Annotated in this window: 19 protein-coding genes and 1 tRNA gene; 12 read left to right on the forward strand and 8 right to left on the reverse strand. The window is 70.1% G+C overall.

All coding sequences use genetic code 11. The features are described 5' to 3' along the window. The first annotated feature begins 77 nt into the window (after nt 1-77). Entirely contained in the window at nt 78-1088 is a 1011-nt protein-coding gene (locus tag ABZ272_RS10025) for a sulfite exporter TauE/SafE family protein (protein ID WP_355049537.1), read from the forward strand. Between the two features lie 352 nt (nt 1089-1440). Here ABZ272_RS10025 and ABZ272_RS10030 read toward each other — a convergent pair whose 3' ends face one another. Further along, complete coding sequence (locus ABZ272_RS10030; protein WP_355049538.1) at nt 1441-2880, reverse strand: pyridoxal-dependent decarboxylase; 1440 nt, start codon at nt 2878-2880, stop codon at nt 1441-1443. A gap of 240 nt (nt 2881-3120) precedes the next feature. On the opposite strand from ABZ272_RS10030, the gene ABZ272_RS10035 reads away from it, so the two are divergent. Further along, nucleotides 3121-5421, forward strand: a complete 2301-nt coding sequence (locus ABZ272_RS10035) for a cellulose binding domain-containing protein (RefSeq protein WP_355049539.1) — start codon at nt 3121-3123, stop codon at nt 5419-5421. Nucleotides 5422-5620: 199 nt separating this feature from the next. Here ABZ272_RS10035 and ABZ272_RS10040 read toward each other — a convergent pair whose 3' ends face one another. Together ABZ272_RS10040 and ABZ272_RS10045 are read right to left on the reverse strand one after the other, a co-directional pair. After that, entirely contained in the window at nt 5621-6631 is a 1011-nt protein-coding gene (locus ABZ272_RS10040; RefSeq protein WP_355049540.1) for an LLM class flavin-dependent oxidoreductase, read from the reverse strand. Nucleotides 6632-6676: 45 nt separating this feature from the next. Continuing rightward, complete coding sequence (locus ABZ272_RS10045) at nt 6677-7156, reverse strand: Lrp/AsnC family transcriptional regulator (RefSeq protein WP_355049541.1); 480 nt, start codon at nt 7154-7156, stop codon at nt 6677-6679. A gap of 83 nt (nt 7157-7239) precedes the next feature. On the opposite strand from ABZ272_RS10045, the gene ABZ272_RS10050 reads away from it, so the two are divergent. Then, entirely contained in the window at nt 7240-8418 is a 1179-nt protein-coding gene (locus ABZ272_RS10050) for an aminotransferase class I/II-fold pyridoxal phosphate-dependent enzyme (RefSeq protein ID WP_355049542.1), read from the forward strand. Here the strand turns inward: ABZ272_RS10050 and ABZ272_RS10055 are convergent, their stop codons facing one another. Then, a complete protein-coding gene (locus tag ABZ272_RS10055) occupies nt 8419-9087 on the reverse strand; it encodes an NAD-dependent epimerase/dehydratase family protein (protein WP_355049543.1) in 669 nt (222 codons plus the stop codon). A gap of 95 nt (nt 9088-9182) precedes the next feature. On the opposite strand from ABZ272_RS10055, the gene ABZ272_RS10060 reads away from it, so the two are divergent. After that, nucleotides 9183-10034 (forward strand): alpha/beta hydrolase, encoded by an 852-nt coding sequence (locus ABZ272_RS10060; RefSeq protein ID WP_355049544.1) that lies wholly within the window; start codon nt 9183-9185, stop codon nt 10032-10034. A gap of 6 nt (nt 10035-10040) precedes the next feature. Here the strand turns inward: ABZ272_RS10060 and ABZ272_RS10065 are convergent, their stop codons facing one another. Together ABZ272_RS10065 and ABZ272_RS10070 are read right to left on the reverse strand one after the other, a co-directional pair. Next, a complete protein-coding gene (locus ABZ272_RS10065; RefSeq protein WP_355049545.1) occupies nt 10041-10790 on the reverse strand; it encodes a transcriptional regulator in 750 nt (249 codons plus the stop codon). A gap of 35 nt (nt 10791-10825) precedes the next feature. Then, nucleotides 10826-10903: transfer RNA gene (locus tag ABZ272_RS10070), tRNA-Leu, on the reverse strand. A gap of 97 nt (nt 10904-11000) precedes the next feature. Here ABZ272_RS10070 and ABZ272_RS10075 point away from each other — a divergent pair. The 8 genes from ABZ272_RS10075 to polA all read left to right on the forward strand — a co-directional run bounded on the left by ABZ272_RS10075 (nt 11001) and on the right by polA (nt 20897). After that, on the forward strand, nt 11001-11624 hold the full coding sequence (locus ABZ272_RS10075) for a response regulator (protein WP_355049623.1): 624 nt from the start codon (nt 11001-11003) through the stop codon (nt 11622-11624). Nucleotides 11625-11674: 50 nt separating this feature from the next. Further along, nucleotides 11675-12859 carry a hypothetical protein gene (locus ABZ272_RS10080; protein WP_355049546.1) on the forward strand — a complete coding sequence of 395 codons (1185 nt, stop codon included), beginning with the start codon at nt 11675-11677 and terminating at the stop codon, nt 12857-12859. Nucleotides 12860-13067: 208 nt separating this feature from the next. Continuing rightward, entirely contained in the window at nt 13068-14234 is a 1167-nt protein-coding gene (locus ABZ272_RS10085; RefSeq protein WP_355049547.1) for a branched-chain amino acid ABC transporter substrate-binding protein, read from the forward strand. A gap of 111 nt (nt 14235-14345) precedes the next feature. Beyond that, nucleotides 14346-15296: a branched-chain amino acid ABC transporter permease gene (locus ABZ272_RS10090; RefSeq protein WP_355049548.1), complete on the forward strand. Its 951-nt coding sequence runs from the start codon at nt 14346-14348 to the stop codon at nt 15294-15296. Further along, nucleotides 15293-16483, forward strand: a complete 1191-nt coding sequence (locus ABZ272_RS10095; protein WP_355049549.1) for a branched-chain amino acid ABC transporter permease — start codon at nt 15293-15295, stop codon at nt 16481-16483. The genes ABZ272_RS10090 and ABZ272_RS10095 overlap by 4 nt, the downstream gene beginning before the upstream one ends. Next, the gene (locus ABZ272_RS10100) at nt 16476-17396 is read left to right on the forward strand and encodes an ABC transporter ATP-binding protein (RefSeq protein ID WP_355049550.1); all 921 of its coding nucleotides are present in this window, start codon (nt 16476-16478) and stop codon (nt 17394-17396) included. Before ABZ272_RS10095 ends, ABZ272_RS10100 begins: the two co-directional genes overlap by 8 nt. After that, a complete protein-coding gene (locus ABZ272_RS10105) occupies nt 17386-18096 on the forward strand; it encodes an ABC transporter ATP-binding protein (RefSeq protein WP_355049551.1) in 711 nt (236 codons plus the stop codon). Before ABZ272_RS10100 ends, ABZ272_RS10105 begins: the two co-directional genes overlap by 11 nt. Before the next feature lie 101 nt (nt 18097-18197). Then, nucleotides 18198-20897: a DNA polymerase I gene (gene polA, locus ABZ272_RS10110; RefSeq protein ID WP_355049552.1), complete on the forward strand. Its 2700-nt coding sequence runs from the start codon at nt 18198-18200 to the stop codon at nt 20895-20897. Nucleotides 20898-20956: 59 nt separating this feature from the next. On the opposite strand, the gene ABZ272_RS10115 is transcribed toward polA, so the two are convergent. Both ABZ272_RS10115 and ABZ272_RS10120 read right to left on the reverse strand, forming a co-directional pair. Continuing rightward, on the reverse strand, nt 20957-21307 hold the full coding sequence (locus ABZ272_RS10115) for a DUF3140 domain-containing protein (protein WP_355049553.1): 351 nt from the start codon (nt 21305-21307) through the stop codon (nt 20957-20959). Further along, a complete protein-coding gene (locus tag ABZ272_RS10120; RefSeq protein WP_355049554.1) occupies nt 21294-21512 on the reverse strand; it encodes a DUF2945 domain-containing protein in 219 nt (72 codons plus the stop codon). The genes ABZ272_RS10115 and ABZ272_RS10120 overlap by 14 nt, the downstream gene beginning before the upstream one ends. Nucleotides 21513-21600: the final 88 nt, after the last annotated feature.

The raw sequence follows: 21600 nt of genomic DNA on the forward strand, positions 1-21600 counted from the left end.
AGACACTTGACCCCGGCTCCGTCGTGCCGCATTGTCGACCAAGTCGATAGGAGATACCGAAAAGTCAGGGGGCGCTCGTGCGCAAGCTACTGGTCCTCGCTCTGGTCGGGCTCGTCGCGCAGTTGATCGATGGTTCGCTCGGCATGGCGTACGGGTTGACCTCGTCCACCCTGCTGCTGGTCGTCGGGGTCGCGCCCGCCGCCGCCTCGGCGTCGGTGCACCTGGCCGAGATTGGCACCACGCTCGCGGCCGGGGTCGCGCACTGGCGGTTCGGCAACGTCGACTGGCGGGTGGTCACCCGCATCGCCCTGCCCGGCGCGATCGGCGCGTTCGCCGGGGCCACGCTGCTCAGCTCGATCTCCACCGAGTCAGCCGCGCCGTGGATGGCCGCCATCCTCTTCACCCTGGGCGCGTACCTGCTGGTGCGCTTCGCCCGACCACTGCGTACCGGTCGGGTCGGCGGACGGCTGCGCGGACGCTTCCTCGGCCCCCTGGGCCTGGTCGCCGGCTTCGTCGACGCGACCGGTGGCGGCGGGTGGGGCCCGGTCGCCACCCCGGCGCTCCTGGTCTCCGGCCGGATGGAGCCCCGCAAGGTGATCGGCTCGGTCGACACCGCCGAGTTCGTGGTGGCCGGCGCCGCGAGCGTCGGCTTCCTGATCGGGCTGGGAACGGAGGGTTTCCTCCTCCCCACCGTCGTCGCCCTGCTGATCGGCGGGCTCATCGCCGCTCCGCTGGCCGCGTGGCTGGTGCGTATCGTGCCCGCCCAGTTGCTGGGCGCGGCGGTCGGTGGCGTCATCGTGCTGACCAACGCCCGCACCCTGATCCGGTCGGCCGAGCTGGGCGGCCCGCTCCGCCCCACCCTCTACGTCCTGCTGGCCGCCGGTTGGCTGACCGCGCTGGTCTTCGCCGTACGTGCCCTGCGCCGCACCCGTCGAGCCCGCGCCACCGCTGCCACCGCCACCGTGACGGCCACGGCAGCCGGCGCTGTCTTGCCGGTGCTTCCTGAGTCGGTCTCTGTCATCACCGGCGCTGCCGACGGCAGCGCACCGGCCGATCTCAGCGTGGCGGGCACCCCGGGAGGGCGCTGACCCGCGCGGCGGCTTCCGGTGACGTCGGTCGACTTGGTGCTCTCCCGTCGGTGTTCGCGGCGGAGTGCCTACCCCCCTGTGACGGTGATGCCGGTGAGTCATCTTGATGACTCACCGGCATCACGCTCATTTGGGTCCTCGCCCCGCAGGCGGCGCTGCCGCCGGCCATCAGCCCTGCCGGCGGGCAGCCGGGACGCGGCTCCTCTGCCGCCGTCGCGGCGGGAGGTCGACTGCGGATCGGTGATGTGGCGGTGTCTGCAGGCGGCGACGCCGCGACGTCGGCGATCTGGCGGGGTCTCCGCGTCGCGATGCCGCCACATTGGCGATCCGGCGGGCGGTAGCGCCCGGGCCGTCAGCGCGTCAACAGCTTGTCCGCCGCCTCGGCGAGCAGCGTCCACGTCTCGTCGATGTGCGCTTCGGTGGTCTGCGGTGAGCCGACGGCCAGCCGCAGCGTGTACCGGCCGGCCACCCGGGTGTGGGTCAGGTGTGCCCGCCCGCTGGCGTTCACCCGGGCCAGCAGCTCGGCGTTCGTGTCGTCGTCGGCCCGCAGCCGGAAGCAGACCAGCGAGAACGGGTGCGCCGCGGCCAGCTCGAACCGGTCGTCGGCGCGGAGGTGATCGGCGAACCGGGCGGCCAGGGCCACGCCCGAGCGGATGTGCGCCCGCAGCCCCTCGACGCCGTACCAGCGCAGCACGAACCACAGCTTCAGGGCGCGGAACCGCCGACCCAGCGGCACCTGCCAGTCCCGGTAGTCGAGCACCGCTCCCGAATCGGAGGCGGCGTTGCGCAGGAACTCGGGGAGCACGGTCAGCGCCTCGATCAGCTCCCGGCGGTCGGCCACCCAGAACGCGTCGCAGTCGAAGCCGGTGAGCAGCCACTTGTGCGGGTCGAAGCAGTAGGAGTCGGCGTACTCCAGGCCGGCGTGCGACCAGCGCAGCTCGGGGCAGACGGCGGCGGAGCCCGCGTACGCCGCGTCGACGTGCAGCCAGATGCCGTACTCGGCGCAGATCGCCCCGATCTCCGCCACCGGGTCGATGGCGGTGGTGGAGGTCGTGCCGATGGTCGCGACCACGATGGCGGGTACGTCCCCGACGGCCAGATCCGCCTCGATCGCCGCGCGCAGCGCGTCCGGGCGCAGCGCCTGGGTGTCCGGGTCCACGTCGATCGACCGGATGCCGTCCGCGCCCAGTCCGGCGATCCGCGCGGCCTTCTCGATCGAGGAGTGCCCGTGCACCGACGTGTACGCGCGGTAGCGCCGGTCGATGCCGGTCGCGCGCCAACGACCCCCGCTGGCACGGTGCAGCGCGGCGAGGGTGGCGACCAGGGTCGCCGAGGACGCCGAGTCCTGGATGACGCCGCCACCGGGCCCGGTCGAGGAGAAGCGCGGCGGCAGGTCGAGCAACTCGGCCAGCCAGTCCATCATGACCGTCTCGAGTTCGGTGCAGGCCGGGCTCGTCGCCCACATCATGCCCTGCACCCCGAGCCCAGAGCTGACCAGGTCGCCGAGCAGGCTCGGACCGGAGGTGTTCGCCGGAAAGTAGCCGTAGAAGCCGGGGTGCTGCCAGTGCGTCAGCCCGGGCAGGACGATGGTGTCCAGGTCGGCGAGGAGCGCTTCGACCGGTTCGCCGCCGGTGGTGGGCGGCGAGCCCGGTAGGGCCCCGGCCACCATGCCCGGCGGGTCGGCGGAGGTGACCGGTCGCTGGTGCAGCGTCGTCCAGTAGTCGGCGATCCAGTCGACAACGGCGTGGCCGGCGCGGCGGAACTCGTCCGGATCCATGTGCGGGGCGCTCATCCGGTCGAGTCGATCAGGCGGTGTGGGGCAGGGTCAAGAGCCGTACGGGGTGACGGTCGTCGATATTGCGGATCGGAAAGCGCTTGCCCTACGATGCGGCTGAGCCGGATCCGAGTTCCAGGGCGTCAACACCCCGACCAGATCGCCGTTCGTCGCCGCCGCGGCGGACCGTCCACCGTGCTTCCCGGGCAGGGCAGGTGGGCCGACAGCGGTCACCACCGGATCCCCCGGAGGCAGTTCATGCACCCGTCAAGACAACGGCTGACCCTGCTCGCCGCCTCGACGGCGGCAGTCGTCGTGGCCGGCACCGTCGGCACGGTCGTCGCCTCGGCCGCCGCCGTCGGCTGTCGCGTCGACTACCAGGTCACCAACCAGTGGCAGGGCGGCTTCGGCGCCAACGTCACCATCACCAACCTCGGCGAGGAGATCAACGGCTGGACCCTCGCCTGGTCCTACGCCGCCGGCCAGCAGGTCTCCCAGGCGTGGAACGCCACGGTCAGCCAGTCCGGCGCGCAGGTCAGCGCGCGCAACGTCGACTACAACGGCGCGCTCGCCACCAACGGCACCGCCTCGTTCGGGTTCAACGCCTCCTGGACGAGCAGCAACCCGGCACCGGCCAGCTTCACGCTCAACGGTGTCACCTGCACCGGAGCGCCCCCCACGGGCGAGCCGACCACCCCGGCCCCGACCACCCCACCGCCGACCACCCCGCCACCCACGACGCCGCCACCCACCACCCCGCCACCCACCACCCCGCCACCCACGACGCCGCCACCCACCAACCCTCCGGCCGGGGCGAAACAGCTGGAGAACCTGGACCGTGGGCTGGTCAGCGTCCGCTCCGGCAACGGCAACCTGGTCTCCTGGCGTCTGCTCGGCACCGAGACCTCCGGGGTGTCGTTCAACCTCTACCGCGGCTCGACCAGGGTCAACGCCAACCCCATCACCGGCGCCACCAACTACCTCGACAGCGGCGCGGCGGCCGGCTCGACGTACACCGTGCGGGCCGTGGTGGGCGGCGCCGAGCAGGCGGCGTCCGCGCCGGCCCTGCAGTTCGCCAACGGCTACCTGGACGTGCCGCTGCAGGTGCCGGCCGGCGGCACCACCCCCAGCGGGGAGAGCTACACCTACAGCGCCAACGACGCCTCCGTCGGCGACCTCAACGGTGACGGCAGCTACGAGATCGTCCTCAAGTGGGACCCGTCGAACGCCAAGGACAACTCCCAGTCCGGCTACACCGGCAACGTCTACGTCGACGCGTACACCCTGACCGGCACCCGGCTGTGGCGCATCGACCTCGGCCGCAACATCCGCGCCGGCGCGCACTACACCCAGTTCCAGGTGTACGACTACGACGGCGACGGTCGCGCCGAGGTGGCCATGAAGACCGCCGACGGCACCCGCTCCGGCACCGGCCAGCTCATCGGCTCGTCGTCGGCGGACTACCGCAACTCCAGCGGTTACGTGCTGTCCGGCCCCGAGTACCTGACCATGTTCAACGGTCAGACCGGCGCGATCGCGTCGACCGTCAACTACGACCCGCCGCGCGGCACCGTGTCGTCCTGGGGCGACTCGTACGGCAACCGGGTGGACCGGTTCCTCGCCGGCACCGCGTACCTGGACGGCCAGCGCCCGTCACTGATCATGGCGCGGGGCTACTACACCCGGGCGGTGATCGCGGCCTGGGACTTCCGCAACGGCTCGCTGACCAAGCGCTGGACGTTCGACTCGAACTCCTCCGGCAACGGCGCGGCGGCCGGCCAGGGCAACCACCAGCTCTCCGTGGCCGACGTCGACGGCGACGGCCGCCAGGAGATCGTCTACGGCGCCGCCACCGTCGACGACAACGGGCGGCTGCTCTACTCGACGGGCAACGGGCACGGCGACGCGATGCACGTCGGGGACCTCGACCCGGGCCGCGCCGGCCTGGAGGTGTTCAAGGTCGACGAGGACGGCAGCAAGCCCAGCTCGTGGTTCGCGGACGCCCGTACCGGTCAGATCCTGTGGTCCACGCCGGCCTCCGGCGACAACGGCCGGGGCGTCTCGGCGGACATCTGGGCCGGCAGCCCCGGTGCGGAGTCCTGGTCCGCGGCGGTCTCCGGCCTCGCCAACACCCGAGGGCAGAACATCGGCCGCAAGCCGTCGTCGACGAACTTCCTCGCCTGGTGGGACGGTGACCCCGTCCGGGAACTGCTGGACGCCACGAGGATCGACAAGTACGGCACCGGGGGCGAGACCCGACTGCTCGACGGCAGCGGGGTCGCGTCCAACAACGGCACCAAGTCCACGCCGTCGCTCTCCGGCGACATCCTGGGCGACTGGCGTGAGGAGGTGATCTGGCGGACCACCGACAGTCGGGCGTTGCGCATCTACAGCACACCCACTCCGACCAGCACCCGGATCTACACCCTGATGCACGACCCGCAGTACCGGGTGGCGATCGCGTGGCAGAACACCGCCTACAACCAGCCGCCGCACCCGGGGTTCTTCATCGGCGATCAGATGGCCAGCCCACCGACCCCGAACATCTACCTACGCTGATCTAACCCTGGCGGTACTGATCGAGTTCGCCTAAGGTGGCAGGCACCGGGCCGCAGCCGCGGAATCCGCACAGCTACAGCCCGGTGCTCCACACCGCGGCATTCCCGACCCGTCCCGACCGGGAATGCCGTACCACCACCGGAACCAACATTAGGCACCGTCCGGGTCGCGGGAGTGACGCTGACGTGAAGATCGTGTTTCACGCGTCCCGGCGCAGGCCCCCGGCCACCTTCTCGGCGATCAACTCGTACGACCGCACCCGGTCGGCCACGTCGTACACCAGCGTGGTGAGCATCAGCTCGTCCGCGCCGGTGCGCTCCTGCAACTCGGTGAGCTGCCGCCGTACCGTCTCCGGCGAGCCCATCGCCTGACCCTCGCGCCGTTGCAGCACGAATTCCCGCTCGAACTCGGTGTACGGGTACGCCGCCGCCTCGTCCGGCGTCGACAACGGCTCCGGCCGACCGGAGCGCAGCTTCAGGAACGACAGCGCGCTCGGCCCGGCCAGCCACTCGGCCCGCTCGTCGGTGTCGGCGCAGACCGCGTTGACGGCCACCATCGCGTACGGCTTGTCCAGCCACTGCGACGGCCGGAAGTTCTGCCGGTACAGCGCCAGCGCCGGCAGCGTGTTCGCCGCGCTGAAGTGGTGCGCGAACGAGAACGGCAGACCCAGCAGACCGGCCAACTGGGCGCTGAAGCCGCTCGACCCCAGCAGCCACACGGCCGGCTGCTCGCCGCGACCCGGGGTGGCGACGATCTGCCCCGGCTTCTCCCCGCTGAAGTAGTTCATCAGGTCGGCCAGCTCACGCGGGAAACCCTCCGCGGACAGGCCCTCCATCGTGCGGCGCAGCGCCAGGGCGGTCACCTGGTCGGTGCCCGGGGCCCGGCCGATGCCCAGGTCGATCCGGCCCGGGTGCAGCGCCTCCAGGGTGCCGAACTGCTCGGCCACCACCAGCGGCGCGTGATTGGGCAGCATGACTCCACCGGAACCCAGCCGGATGGTCGACGTGTTCGCCGCCAGGTGCGCCAGCAGGACCGCCGGCGCGGAGCTGGCGATCGCCGGCATGTTGTGGTGCTCGGCCACCCAGAAGCGGTGATAGCCCAGCTCCTCGGTGCGTCGGGCCAGCTCGGTGGTGGCCTGCAACGCCGCGCCGGCGGTGGCGCCCTTGGCGACCGGGGCAAGATCAAGAACAGACAACGGTACGGTGATCACACGTTGTGCCAACTCCCCGGCCTGCCCGTTCATTCCGACGGCCGCTCAGCCCACCCCACGCGCCTGCTCGAAGATCAGGCTGGTCTGCGTGTGCTGCACCACCGGATCGACCGCCAGATGGTCCAGCACGAAGTCCCGCAACGCGTCACCCGACGCCGCCCGCACGTGCAGCACGTAGTCCTCCGCGCCCGCCACGTGGAACACCGACACCACCCCGGGCAGCCGCACCGACCGCGCCCGGAACGCGTCCACCGCCGCCCGCTCGTGCGCCGTCAACCGCACCGACACCAGCGCCTGCAACGGCAGGCCCAGCGCCGCCGGATCCACCTCCGCGTGGAACCCCCGGATCGCCCCGCGCTCGCGCAACGCCCGCGTACGCGTCAGACACGTCGACGGGGCCACCCCCACCCGCTCGGCGAGCGCGTTGTTCGGCAACCGGCCGTCCGCCACCAACTCGGCGAGGATCGCGCGATCCACCTCATCCAGGGCCGGATACGGCCGCACATCGTTCGACTCAGAGGGCATCCGAGCATCGTCCTCCGAACCACCGGACAAAACCAGGGCGCTCAACAGAATCATCCACCAAACTGTTGCCCCCGGGTTGGCAGATGTTCGACCCTACCCGCATGACGACGGTGGACACCCGAGCCGTACACGCCGGCCGCGACGACCTGCGCACGCTCGGCGTGCACGTACCACCGATCGACCTCTCCACCACCAACCCGCTGCCGTCGGTCGACGACGGCGGCAACGCCTACGAACACCTCGCGACCGGCGGCACCCTGCCCGCCGACGCCAGCGCCGTCTACCAGCGGCTCTGGAACCCCACCATCGCCCGCTTCGAAACCGCCCTCGCCGCCCTCGAAGGCACCGCACAGGCCGTCGCCTTCGCCAGCGGCATGGCCGCCCTCACCGCCACCCTGCTCGCCGCCACCCGCGACGGACACCGCCACATCGTCGCCGTCCGCCCCCTCTACGGCGGCACCGACCACGTCCTCGCCACCGGTCTGCTCGGCACCACCGTCACCTGGGCCCACCCCGACCAGGTCGCCGCCGCCATCCGCCCCGACACCGCGATGGTCGTCATCGAGACACCCGCCAACCCCACCCTCGACCTCGTCGACATCGCCGCCCTGGCCACCGCCGCCGGCGACGTGCCCCTGCTCGTCGACAACACCGTCGCCACCCCCGTCCTGCAACAACCCGCCCGCCACGGCGCCGCCCTCGTCCTGCACAGCGCCACCAAGAGCATCGGCGGACACGGCGACGTCCTCGCCGGCGTCGTCGCCTGCGACGAGGCCTGGGCGGTGCGCCTGCGCCAGGTCCGCGCCGTCACCGGCGCGATCCTGCACCCCCTCGGCGGCTACCTCCTGCACCGCGGCCTACAGACCCTCCCGCTGCGGGTCCGCGCCCAACAGGCCACCGCCGAGAAACTCGCCGGCTGGCTCGCCGACCACCCCGCCGTACACCGGGTGCACCACCCCTCGGTGTACGACCCGGCGGCGCTCGTCGGCCGGCAGATGTCCGGACCCGGCAGCCTCCTCGCCTTCGAGGTACGCGGCGGCGCGCCCGCCGCCGCCACCGTCGCCGACGCCTGCCAGCTCATCACCCACGCCGTGTCCCTCGGCGGCGTCGACACCCTCATCCAGCACCCCGCCTCGCTCACCCACCGCCCCGTCGAGGGTGACGCGAAGCCCACCGGCGCGCTGCTGCGCCTCTCCGTCGGCCTGGAAGATCCCGAGGACCTGCGCGCCGACCTGGCCCAGGCTCTCGACGCGATCGTCTGATCAGCGCAGCTCGCGGTTGCCCAACACCCGGGTCGGCGAGCCCTCCCGCGCCACCCGCAACATCGCCCGGCCGATCCCGTCGGTGGTCGTCACGTGGTTCGGCAGCAGCCGCCGCAACACCGGGAACAGCGGACGGGTCACCGCGTACCCGATCCGGTAGGCCCGCGTCCGCGAGACCGCCCCGTACGTCGGCTGGATGAACCCCGGCCGCGCCGCGTACCCGTTGGGCAGCAGGTCCATGACCGCGTTCTCGGTGCGGCCCTTCACCCGCGCCCACATCACCCGACCCTGCCCCGTCGAGTCGGTGCCGACGCCCGAGACGTAGACGAACGTGACCTGCGGGCTCACCTCGGCGAACAGTCGCGCCGCAGCCATCGGGAAGTCGTAGCTGACCCGGGTGTAGGCCGCCTCGTCCAGACCCAACGACGACACACCGAGGCAGTAGAAGCAGGCGTCGACGCCGGTCAGCTCCGCCCGTACCGACTCCAGGTCACCGACGTCGGCGACGGTCAACTCCCGCAGCTTCTCCTCCCGCTGACCGGTCGGCCGGCGACCGATGGTGAGCACCTCCCGCACGTCCTCGGCGAGCAGGCACTCCCGCAACACGCCCTGACCGACCATGCCGGTCGCACCGAAGATGACCACCCGCATCAGATCCACCCCTGTCATCGGTCCCGCCACAGGCTCCCACGATCGGCATGGCCGTCAAGCCCCGGGGAAAGCCACGTCGGCCGACAACGCCGAACCGACCGAGGGGGACGAACATGCCGTTCATCACCGTGGGCACCGAAAACAACACCGCCATCGACATCTACTACGAGGACCACGGCTCCGGCCAACCCGTCGTGCTCATCCACGGCTTCCCCTTCAACGGCGCCACCATGGAGAAGCTCGCCGACCCCCTGCTCAAGGCCGGCTACCGGGTCATCACCTACGACCGCCGCGGATTCGGCGCCTCCAGCCAACCGGACACCGGGTACGACTACGACACCCTCGCGGCCGACCTCGACACCCTCATGACCGAGCTGGACCTACGCGACACCATCCTCGCCGGCCACTCCATGGGCACCGGCGAGGTGACCCGCTACCTCAGCAGGTACGGCTCCGACCGGGTCAGCCGGGGAATCCTGCTCGCCCCGCTCGCGCCGTTCCTGCGCAAGACCGCGGACAACCCCGACGGCGTCGACGGCAGCGTCTTCGACGGCTTCAAGCAGGCCATCGCGGCCGACCGGTTCGCCTACCTCACCGCCTTCTGCACCAGCTTCTTCAACTACGAGCAGACCAAGGGCAAGCAGGTCAGCGAGGAAGCGTTCAGGGCGCACTGGGCCATCGGCCGACTCGCCTCCGCCCGCGCCTCGTACCAGTGCATCGACGCCATCACCACCGACTTCCGCGCCGACGTGCCCCGGCTTACCGTGCCGATCCTCATCGTCCAGGGCGACCAGGACGCCGTGCTGCCCTATCCGCTGACCGGCCAACGGCTCGCCCCGATGCTGCCCGACGGCACACTCGTCACCCTCAAGGGCGCCCCGCACGGCATTCCATGGACCCACGCCGACGAGGTCAACAAGGCGATCATGGATTTCATCGGCGCGCCGGCCATGGCCCGCGCGTGACCGCGGTCAGGACTTCGGGCCGACGTGCCGGTCGAGGGTGGCGACGGCGTCGCGCCGCGCCACCGACAGGCAGTTGCGCCGGTTCATCCGCCAGGCGATGCCGAGCAGGTCCAGACTCCACTGGCAGAGCCCCATGATGTCGGTCGACTCGTTGACGAACATGTAGCGCGGGTAGACGTACTCCTTGCCGCGCACGGTCACCCGGTTGGCGAACCGGCAGCCGTCGGAGTGGAACAGACCGCGCACGAAGTCGCCAGGGTGGCTCTCGACGAGCGACCGTTGCCAGTCGGCCAGGACGATCGGTCGCTCGTGCTTCTTGCCGGGACCGTGCTGCGGAAACAGACACGGCCAGTGCATGCCGTAGCTCTGCACACCGACGCAGCCCTGCTTCTGAACGCGTTGCACCTTGGTGGCGAGTACCGCCCGCATCGCCACGTCGCAGGCTTCGATGAGGTCGGGCCAGGCATCGGCGCAGTAGATCCGCAGGACCGGCACCCGCGCCGTCGTGACCAGGTGGCCGTCGCCGAGATAGAGGCCAAGTAGGTAGACGTAGGCGGCGGGGTCTGTCGGACTGTCGACACCCCGGCGGCAGCGAAAGCACCGGTGTTGCGTGCCCTCGAAGCGAGCTTCGGGCCGGTCGTTGCACCAGTGCCAGACCGTCTCGTACGGCAGGCCGGTGGCGCGAGCCGTGTCGGCGACCGTGTTGCCGGCCAGGAACATCTGCCGTGCTCGTGCGCGAATCTCGGGTGGATGCACGAGAGAATTCTCGAACACCCGTACGACATCTTTTGTGGTGCCCTCGGTGGGATTCGAACCCACACTGTATGGAGTTTGAGACCATTGCCTGCTGCCAGTTGGGCTACGAGGGCGCTTCCCTGATTCGGCCCTGACAGGATACCCACTACGCTGAGGGCGGTGACACCCGGCTGGGCGGGTGTCGGGTTCGAACTGGTGGGGGTAGGGCTGGTGGCTGAGACGCCGACGGATGCCGAGCGCAGGCGCGTGCTGATCGCCGAGGACGAGGCGCTGATCCGGCTGGACCTCGCCGAGATGCTGGTCGAAGAGGGCTACGAGGTGGTGGGGGAGGCCGGCGACGGCGAGACCGCCGTACGCCTCGCCGAGGAGTTGAAGCCCGACCTCGTCATCCTCGACATCAAGATGCCGATCATGGACGGGCTGGCCGCCGCCGAGCGCATCGCGGGCGCGCGGATCGCTCCGGTGATCATCCTCACCGCGTTCAGCCAGCGGGATCTGGTGGAGCGGGCGCGGGCGGCGGGCGCGATGGCGTACCTCGTGAAGCCTTTCCAGAAGAGTGACCTGGTGCCGGCGGTGGAGATCGCGTTGTCGCGGTATTCGGAGGTCGCGGCCCTGGAGGCCGAGGTCGCGAGCCTGACCGACCGCCTGGAGATCCGCAAGACGGTGGAGCGCGCCAAGGGCGCGCTCATGACGACGTACGGGATGACCGAGCCGCAGGCGTTCAAGTGGATCCAGCGCACGGCGATGGACCACCGGATGACCATGAAGGAGGTCGCCGAGCGGATCCTCGCGGAGACCGCCGGCGGCGAGGTGGCGCAGCAACCGTCCGTCTGAGGGCTGGTCGATCCTCGGCAGCGGGTGATCCGATCGATAGCATCAGTTGCGTGTCGGTCCGGCGTACGGTCGCGGTGGTCGGGGTTGTCGTCACGCTGCTCGCCGGCTGCCGGGCCGCCGACGACGACGGGCGGTTTCCCGAACCGGTGCGTCCACGGTGGGAGATGGCGGATCTGCCGGTGCCCCCGGGCGCGCCGGGTCGGCTCATCGCGCGTGATGTGACCGCGTGCGCGGGTCGGTGGTACGCCGTCGGCGCGGTGGGTGCGCCCGATGGTGGAACCCGGCCGGCTGCCTGGCGGAGCGTGGACGGTCGCGTGTGGACGTCGTTGCCGTTGCGGCCGATCAGCTACTACGGCGAGCGCGCGATCCTGTACGCGGCTGGCTGCTCCGAGGGTCGGATCGCCGTCATCGGGGCGCGCTCGGGTGGCGCCCACGGCAATCCGCGGGTGCGGACGTGGCGGCAGGACGCCGACGGTGGTCTGTCCGAGGTGCCGGCGGAGTTCGAGTTGTACGGCGGACCGGAGGCGGTCAGCGCGAGCCGTATCGCGGGTGGCGCTGGCGGGTGGCTGATCGCGGGCGCCCGCACGGGCGGGGCGGCGGTGTGGCGTTCCGCGGACGCGACCGACTTCGCGCTGGTCGACGATGCTCCGGGGCTGGCCAGTGACGCGGGCTTGACGACGATCGCCACGGACGTGGTGGCGGCGCCCGATGGCTGGTTGGTCGCGGGCGGGGGTCGGCCGGCGGGTCGGGGCGACCGTGATCCGTACGTCTGGTCGTCGGCCGACGGCCGGGCGTGGACGCGCACGGCGTTGCCGGCGACGGGCGCGGACGAGGTCGTGCAGCGTCTCGCCCGGGTGGGGCCCGTGGTGTACGCCCTGGGGGTGCGGGGGAGCGCATTCCACGCCTGGAAATGGTCGCCTCAGGCGACGGGTGGCGCCGAAGAATGGCGGGCTGTCGCGGATTTCGGGGCGACGGGCGCGGGCGCGGTGGCGGGGGTCGAGGCGGTTGCCGGCGACGCTGGCGTGGTGCTGGCGATGACGGTGGCGAGCGACGGGCATCGGCTGTGGCGGTCCGCCGGGGATGCCCAGTCGTGGGCTCAGGTGACCCTGCCAGGTCACGTTTCCGCTGGTGGGGACACGTCGGCGGCGGTCGCGGCGGCGGACGGTCGGATGGTGGTCACCGTCGACGACGGGGTGGCGGCGCGGGTGTGGTTCGCGCCCTCTGGGCCCGTTTGACGAGTTGTCGACAGGCGCCGATGTGACATCTAAACGCGAGCTTTTCCGCTTCTGGTAACGGTTGAGTCAACGCCGCCTACGACACCTTACGGGGAGTAGTGGTTGTGGGATAACGTCCCGCCCCAGACCGGGTGAACGGTCCGGTCCGGTGTGGCCTTGGCGTTCTACGAGGCGCCACCGGGCTTCTGGACGGAGGAGGGTTCCAGCCTTGAGGCAAAACTTCGTGCGCGTCCTCGGCAGCGTCGCCATCGTGGCGCTTGTTGCCGGCGGCGCCAGCGCATGTAAGAAGGACGAGGGCACGTCGGGTGGTTCCGCCAGCAAGGCGTGCGACCTCAAGATCGGTTTCTTCGGGGCGCTCTCGGGCGCCGACGCCGGCCTGGTCACCCCGATGAAGCAGGGTGCCGACCTGGCCGTGGAGAAGTACAACGCGGAGAACGCGGACTGCAAGGTCACCGTTCAGCCGTTCGACTCGCAGGGCAAGGCCGACCTGGCCGGTGGCCTCGCGACGAGCGCGGCGGCCGACACGAAGATCGTGGCCATGATCGGTCCGGCGTTCTCCGGTGAGAGCGAGGTCGGACTGCCGATCTTCGACACCGCGGGTCTCGCCGTGATCAGCCCGTCGGCCACCCGGCCGAGCCTGTCGACCAAGGGCTGGAAGGTCTTCCACCGCGGCGTGGGCAACGACTTCTCCCAGGGCCCGGCGGTCGCCAGCTACATCAAGAACGTGCTGAAGTCCGACAAGGCGTTCGTCATCGACGACCAGTCGGCGTACGGCGCGGGTCTGGCCGACGAGGTCAAGAAGGGCCTCGGCTCGGTGGTGATCGGCACCGACAAGGTGGTCGACAACGCTCAGGAGTTCGGCGCGCAGATCTCCAAGGTCAAGACCAGTGGTGCCGCTGTCCTGTTCTACGGTGGCTACACCGAGGAGGCCGCGCCGTTCCTCAAGCAGCTTCGCGCCGCTGGCTGGACCGGCACGTTCATCGGTGGTGACGGCATCAACGACGCCAACATGCTGTCGGTCACCGGTCAGAAGGACGTCGAGGGCACCATCGCCACCTGCCCGTGTGGCCCCGCCACCGCGGCCAAGGGCACCTTCGTGACCGACTTCAAGGCCAAGTACAGCGTTGACCCGGGTGTGTACGCGGACGTGTCGTTCGACCTGGCCAACATCTACCTGGAGGCGATCAAGGCCGGCAAGACCACCCGCGCCGACATCCAGGCATTCCTCTCCACCTACAACAAGGCCGGCTCCGCCTCGGGTGTGACCTACAAGTGGGAGCCCACCGGCGAGCTGGACCCGGCGCAGGTCAAGGTGTGGGCCTTCAAGGCGAAGGCCGGTGCGTGGGCTCCTGACGTGGAGATCCCGAAGGCCTGATCCCGTTGCGGGTCACAGGTTTGAGGGCGTGACGAACAGAGTTGGTTCCGATGCGGCCGGGGTGCGTAACCCCGGCCGCGTCGACTCAGCGCAACACCCTTCGGAGCATCGGTGGACTTTGCAGAACTCGTCCGGGGCTTCCCGGAACTGACCACAACCGGGTTGGTGCAGGGTGCGATCTACGCGCTCATCGCCCTCGGCTACACCCTCGTCTACGGCGTTCTTCGCCTGATCAACTTCGCGCACTCCGAGGTCTTCATGATCGGCACGTTCGGTGCCATCTGGACCTGGGCGGCCTTCGGGCTCGACAGCAACAGCGGCGCTCCGTCGGTAGGGAAGGCGCTGCTCCTCATCGTTCTCGCGATCGTGGCGGCCGCGTTGCTGTCCGGCAGCGTCGCGCTACTGATCGAGGTTACCGCATATCGGCCGCTGCGGCGCCGCAACGCACCGCCGCTGGCCTTCCTGATCACCGCCATCGGCGCGTCCTACGCGCTGATGGAGTTGATGGGCACGCTCACCCAGCGTCGCCAGGTCGGCTCGCCGGCCCTGCTGCCCGCTGACACGCTGTTCAGCATCGGTGGCTGGAGCATCACCCCCGTGCAGATGCTGACGCTGAGCGTGGCCATCATCATGATGGTCGGGCTGGACTGGTTCGTTAACAAGACCCGGTTCGGCAAGGGCATCCGCGCCGTGGCGCAGGACGCCAACACCGCCGCGCTGATGGGTGTCAACAAGAGCCGAGTGATCGCGCTGGTCTTCGTGCTGGGCGGTCTGATGGCCGGCGTCGCCGCCGTCTTCAGTGACATGAAGAGCGGAAACACCCGCTACAACATCGGCTTCCTGCTCGGGCTCAAGGCGTTCTCCGCCGCGGTGCTGGGCGGTATCGGCAACCTGCGGGGTGCGGCGATCGGCGGCATCCTGCTGGGTCTGGTCGAGAACTACGGGTCGGCGCTCTTCGGCTCGCAGTGGCGGGATCTCATCGCGTTCGTGGTGCTGATCGTCCTGCTGATGTTCCGGCCGACCGGCCTGCTGGGCGAGTCGTTGGGGAGGGCGCGGGCATGACCGCTCTGCGAGAGCGCTGGCACTCCGCTTCGAGTGCCATCGGTCGGCGGGTCGACGGACTGCCGAAGTCCGCCCGGATCACCGGGTTGCTGGCCTTCCTCGCCTTCCTCTACATCCTGCCGAACAAGTGGTTCTACGAGTACCTGAACATCCCGGGTCTGTGGATTCCGCTGTACACCACGCGCAACGACATGGCCGCGGTGCTGTTCTACTGCGCGTGGATCGTGCTGCTGTCGCTCGGTCTCAACGTCGTGGTGGGCTACGCGGGCCTGTTGGACCTGGGGTTCTTCGGCTTCTTCGCCGTCGGCGCGTACACGGTGGCGTTGTTGACGTCGCCGGAGAGCAAGCTCATCACCGAGTACAACTGGTTCGAGAGCCCGTGGCCGTGGTTGGTCACGGTGCCGATCGCGATCGCGCTGGCGCTGTTGTCCGGTGTGCTGCTCGGCGCTCCGACGCTGCGGCTGCGGGGTGACTATCTGGCGATCGTGACCCTCGGTTTCGCGGAGATGATCCGGATCGTCGCCAAGAACCAGGACTGGGTCCTGAACGGCGACCGGGGCATCCCGCAGGTGGGGCACCCGCCGGGCAAGTACCCGGACGGGACGGCCATCTTCCAGTTCGAGTTCAAGCCGTACTACTGGCTGCTGCTCACCGTCATCATCGGTGCGGTCTTCCTGATCCGGAACCTGGCCAACAGCCGGGTGGGTCGCGCCTGGGTGGCGATCCGTGAGGACGAGGACGCGGCGGAGCTGATGGGTGTGCCGACGTTCCGGTTCAAGCTGTGGGCGTTCGCGATCGGCGCGGCGGTCGGCGGACTGTCCGGCACGTTGTGGGCCGGTCAGGCCAACTTCGTCAACTCGTCCACGTTCTCCCTGGAGAATTCGATTCTGGTGTTGGCGGCGGTGCTGCTCGGTGGCGCCGGCAGCATCGGTGGCGCGATCCTCGGCGGCTTCCTGGTCATCTACATTCCGGAGTGGCTGCGGTCGGTGGGTGACGTCTTCGGTCTGCCGGAGACGGCCACCGTCTTCGGCAACGACTTCGACGTCAGCCCGACGTCGTTGCGGTACTTCATCTTCGGGGTCCTGCTGATCATCGTGATGATCTTCCGCCCGCAGGGTCTGTGGCCGAACCGGCGGCGTGCCGCCGAGCTCAAGGACCGGCAGAAGGAGGTGGCTGTCGTTGAGTGAGCCACGGATGGGTAGCGAGCGCGACGTCACCAGCGAGCGTGACATGGCGATCGACGCGCGGACGACGGTGGGCAGCCCGGCAGAGACCTCGTCGACGCCGGACGAGGCCGTCAGCGAGCCGGCCACCCCGGTCGACGGCCGCAAGCCGCTGTTGGAGGTCGACCACGTCACGCTGCGGTTCGGTGGCGTGGTTGCCCTCAACGACGTCAACTTCACCCTCTACGAGGGGGAGATCCTCGGGCTGATCGGGCCGAACGGCGCGGGCAAAACGACCTGCTTCAACGCGATGACGGGCGTCTACACCCCGACGACCGGCCAGATCCGGTTCCGGGGCGAGAAGGTTAGTGGCCGTAAGCGGTTCCAGATCACCAAGCTCGGGATCGCGCGTACCTTCCAGAACATCCGTCTCTTCCCGGAGATGACGGCGCTGGAGAACGTGCAGGTCGGCGCGGACGCCAACCACAAGACCAGCGTGCCGAGCGCCCTGCTGCGGTTGCCGCGGCACTGGCGGGAGGAGCGGCAGGGCAAGGCCAAGGCCCACGAGCTGCTGGACTTCGTCGGCATCCAGGGTCGCTCCGGCGACCTGGCCCGTAACCTGTCGTACGGTGACCAGCGTCGACTGGAGATCGCCCGGGCGCTGGCGACCGATCCCACGCTGCTCTGCCTGGACGAGCCGGCCGCCGGGTTCAACCCGGCGGAGAAGGTGGCCCTGCTCCAGCTGATCCGCAAGATCCGCGACTCGGGCGTCACCGTCCTGCTGATCGAGCACGACATGCGACTGGTCATGGGCGTGGTGGACCGGTTGGTGGTGCTGGAGTTCGGGCAGAAGATCGCCGAGGGGTCGCCGGCCGAGGTGCGCGACGACCCGAAGGTGATCGCTGCGTACCTGGGAGGTGTCGAGGATGCTGCTTGAGATCGACAACCTGAAGCTGCTCTACGGCCGCATCGAGGCGCTGCACGGCATCAGCCTGCACGTCGACCAGGGCGAGATCGTGGCGCTGATCGGTGCGAACGGCGCCGGTAAGACCACGACGATGAAGGCGATCTCCGGGCTGCACGCCATCTCCGGCGGCAGCATCAAGTTCGACGGCGCCGATGTCAGCCGGCTGCGCGCCGACCTGCGGGTGATCCGGGGGATCGGGCAGTCGCCGGAGGGACGCGGCGTCTTCCCCGGTATGACCGTGCTGGAGAACCTGGAGATGGGGGCCTACACCCGCAAGGACCGGGCCGACATCGCCAAGGACCTGGCGATGGTCTTCGACCTGTTCCCGCGGCTGCACGAGCGCCGCAAGCAGGCCGGTGGCACGCTCTCCGGCGGTGAACAGCAGATGCTGGCGGTGGGTCGGGCGTTGATGACCCGTCCGAAGCTGCTTCTTCTGGACGAGCCGTCGATGGGGCTGGCGCCCAAGCTGATCCAGCAGATCTTCGAGATCATCACGCGGATCAACGAGCAGGGCACGACGATCCTGCTGGTCGAGCAGAACGCGCAGCAGGCGCTGTCGCGGGCCCACCGGGGGTACGTGTTGGAGACCGGCCGGATCGTCAAGGAGGGCACCGGCCAGGAACTCCTGCACGACCCGGCGGTCAAGGAGGCGTACCTCGGCGTGGCCTGAGTCACCGACGACGAAGCGGCCGGCGGGCGATCGCCGGCCGCTTCGTCGCGTCTGCGAGGCGACGACGAGGGTTGTCGGTGCGACGGACTAGAGTCGCTGCCGTGACAGCTACGACGCCGCGCCTGCTCCTCGTCGACGGACATTCCCTGGCATACCGGGCGTTCTTCGCCCTGCCGGTCGAGAACTTCTCCACCACGACGGGTCAGCCGACCAACGCGGTGTACGGCTTCACCTCGATGCTGATCAACGTGCTGCGCGACGAGCAGCCCACCCACATCGTCGTGGCGTTCGACGTCTCCCGCCGCTCCTTCCGCACCGAGAAGTACGCGGAGTACAAGGCCGGCCGCAGCGAGACCCCGACCGACTTCAAGGGCCAGGTCAGCCTCGTCAAGGAGGTCTTGGCGGCGCTGCAGATCCCGGTCGTCGAGATGGAGGGCTACGAGGCCGACGACGTCATCGCCACGCTCGCCTGCCAGGCCCGCGACCAGGGCATGACGGTGTTGATCAGCACCGGCGACCGCGACGCGTTCCAGCTCGTCGGCGACCAGGTCACCGTTCTCTACCCGCGCAAGGGCGTCTCCGACCTGGCCCGGATGGACCCGGCGGCGATCGAGGCGAAGTACGGCGTCGGCCCCGAGCGGTACCGCGATCTCGCGGCCCTGGTCGGCGAGACAAGCGACAACCTGCCCGGCGTGCCGGGCGTCGGGCCGAAGACGGCCGCCAAGTGGATCACCACGTACGGCGGGGTGGAGGGCGTGATCGCCCGCGCCGACGAGATCAAGGGCAAGGCCGGCGACAGCCTGCGGGAGCGGCTCGCCGACGTGATCCGCAACTACGAGATCAACTGCCTGGTCTCCGACCTGGAGCTGCCCCTGCGCCCGGAGGACGCCCGCTGGGCCGGCTGGGACCGCGAGGCCGTGCACCAGGTCTTCGACACCCTCGAGTTCCGCATCCTGCGCGACCGCCTCTACCAGTACCTGGAGGCCGTCGAGCCGGAGGCCGAGTCCGGCTTCGACCTGACCGGCGAGGTGCTCACCGAGTCGGGCGCGCTCAGCGCCTGGCTGGACGCCCACGCCCCGACCGGCACCCCGGTCGGGCTCGCGGTCAAGCTCGACACCGGCCCCAACCGCCGGCACACCGCCTCGATCACCGGGCTCGCGCTGGCCAGCGCCGGTGGCGCGGCCGCCTGGGTCGACCCCAGCGGGCTCGACGCCGCCGACGAGAGCGCCCTCGCGTCCTGGCTCGCCGACGCGCAGCGGCCCAAGGTGCTGCACGACAGCAAGCCCGCCGTGCTGGCCTGCGCCGCGCACGGCTGGGAACTGGCCGGCATCGCCCGGGACACCCAGATCGCCGCGTACCTGGCCCGCCCCGACCAGCGGTCCTACGACCTGACCGACCTGGCCCTGCGTTACCTGCACCGCGAGCTGCGGGTGGACGCGCCCGAGACCGGCCAGCTCACCCTCGACGGGCTGGGCGACGAGGGGGTGGCCGAGCAGAACCTCATGCTCCAGGCCCGCGCCACCCTCGACCTCGCCGACGCCATCGACGCCGAGTTGTCCCGGGACGGCGAGCAGTCCGCGCGGCTGATGGCCGGGGTGGAGCTGCCGCTGATGCGGGTGCTCGCCGGCATGGAGCGCACCGGCATCGCCGCCGACACCGACTACCTGTCCGAGTTGGAGGCGCACTTCGCCGCCGAGGTGAAGGCCGCCGCCCAGGGCGCGTACGAGGCGGTGGGCCGGGAGTTCAACCTCGGCTCGCCCAAGCAGTTGCAGGAGATCCTCTTCACCGAGCTGGGCCTGCCGAAGACCAAGAAGATCAAGACGGGTTACACCACCGACGCCGACGCACTGCAGTGGCTCTACGCGCAGCAGCCGCACCCGGTGCTGGCCCACCTGCTGCGTCACCGCGACGTCGCCAAGCTCAAGTCGACGGTGGACGGCCTGCTCAAGTCCGTCTCCGACGACGCTCGGATCCACACCACCTTCAACCAGACCGTCGCGGCCACCGGCCGGCTCTCCTCCACCGAGCCCAACCTGCAGAACATCCCGATCCGCACCGCGGAGGGCCGGCGCATCCGCCGGGCCTTCGTGGTGGGTGCGGGGTACGAGTGCCTGCTCACCGCCGACTACAGCCAGATCGAAATGCGGATCATGGCGCACCTCTCCTCGGACGACGCGCTCATCGAGGCGTTCAACTCCGGGGCCGACTTCCACGCCGCCACCGCCTCGTCGGTCTTCGGCGTGCCGGTCGACGAGGTCACCCCGGACCAGCGTCGCAAGATCAAGGCGATGAACTACGGCCTGGCGTACGGGCTCAGCGCGTTCGGCCTGTCCCAGCAGCTCAACATCGGCACCGAAGAGGCGCGCGGGCTGATGGAGAACTACTTCGCGGGCTTCGGCGGGGTGCGCGACTACCTGCACCAGGTGGTCGCCAAGGCCCGCCAGGACGGCTACACCTCGACCATCCTGGGCCGTCGCCGCTACCTGCCCGACCTGGTGAGCGACAACCGGCAGCGCCGCGACATAGCCGAGCGGATGGCGCTCAACGCCCCCATCCAGGGGTCAGCCGCCGACATCATCAAGGTGGCGATGCTGCACGTCGACACCGCCCTCGCCGACGCCGGTCTGCGCTCCCGGATGCTGTTGCAGGTGCACGACGAGCTGGTCTTCGAGGTCGCGCCCGGTGAGCGGGAGGTCCTCGAAGCGCTGGTACGGCGCGAGATGGGCGGGGCGTACCCGCTGTCGGTGCCGCTGGAGGTGTCGGTCGGCTTGGGCCGGGACTGGAACAGCGCGGATCACTGATGGTCGCCGGTGGGGGTTCCGTCGCCCGTGGGTTGACCTTGAGTGTTTACGGATGATCGTTACTTCATCGGGTCGTGGCCCCAGTTCATGAGGGACCAGCGCCACTTCGTGTCGCGCACGTTGCCGGACGGGCGCTGCGCCATGTGCCGGCGGACGTAGCCGACCACCTTGCGCATGTGCTTGTAGTCCGCCTCCGAGAGGTCGGCGCGCTTGCGGCGGAGCAGGTTGATGATCTTCCGGCCGGACTCGTGCCCGACCGACTCGCCGCCACCGGTACGGCCACCCTTGTGCCAACCGACCTGCTTCGACTCGTCGGTCTCCAGCCACGTCGACAGCTCACCGGGCTTCATGTTCACCGCGTCGGTGAACTCCCGGTAGGTGTCCCGGCCCTGGTCGTCAGCTCTGCTCATGACGCAACGCCTCCGGGCGGTGGGCCACGTCGCGGCCTGTGCCGTCACTGCGGACCCGGTACTGCGGGTCGTCCGGGGCCGCGCTCACCGCCCGCCCGCGAATCCGCGTCCGCTCGGTGATCGTGCCCTGCACCACGCCGTACGCGCGGCTGCCGTGGGCCGACCAGGAGACACGGTCGCCCTGGTGGAATCTCTGTTCGGCCATGCCCCCGGCTACCCGACCCCGGCGGGGCGAAACGACTATGGCGTGATCTCGGCGATCGGCAGCTTCATGTCGAACGGCTCGCTCAGCT

Origin of the sequence: Micromonospora sp. NPDC005979, from assembly GCF_040614415.1 — a bacterium.
Classification (GTDB): domain Bacteria; phylum Actinomycetota; class Actinomycetes; order Mycobacteriales; family Micromonosporaceae; genus Micromonospora.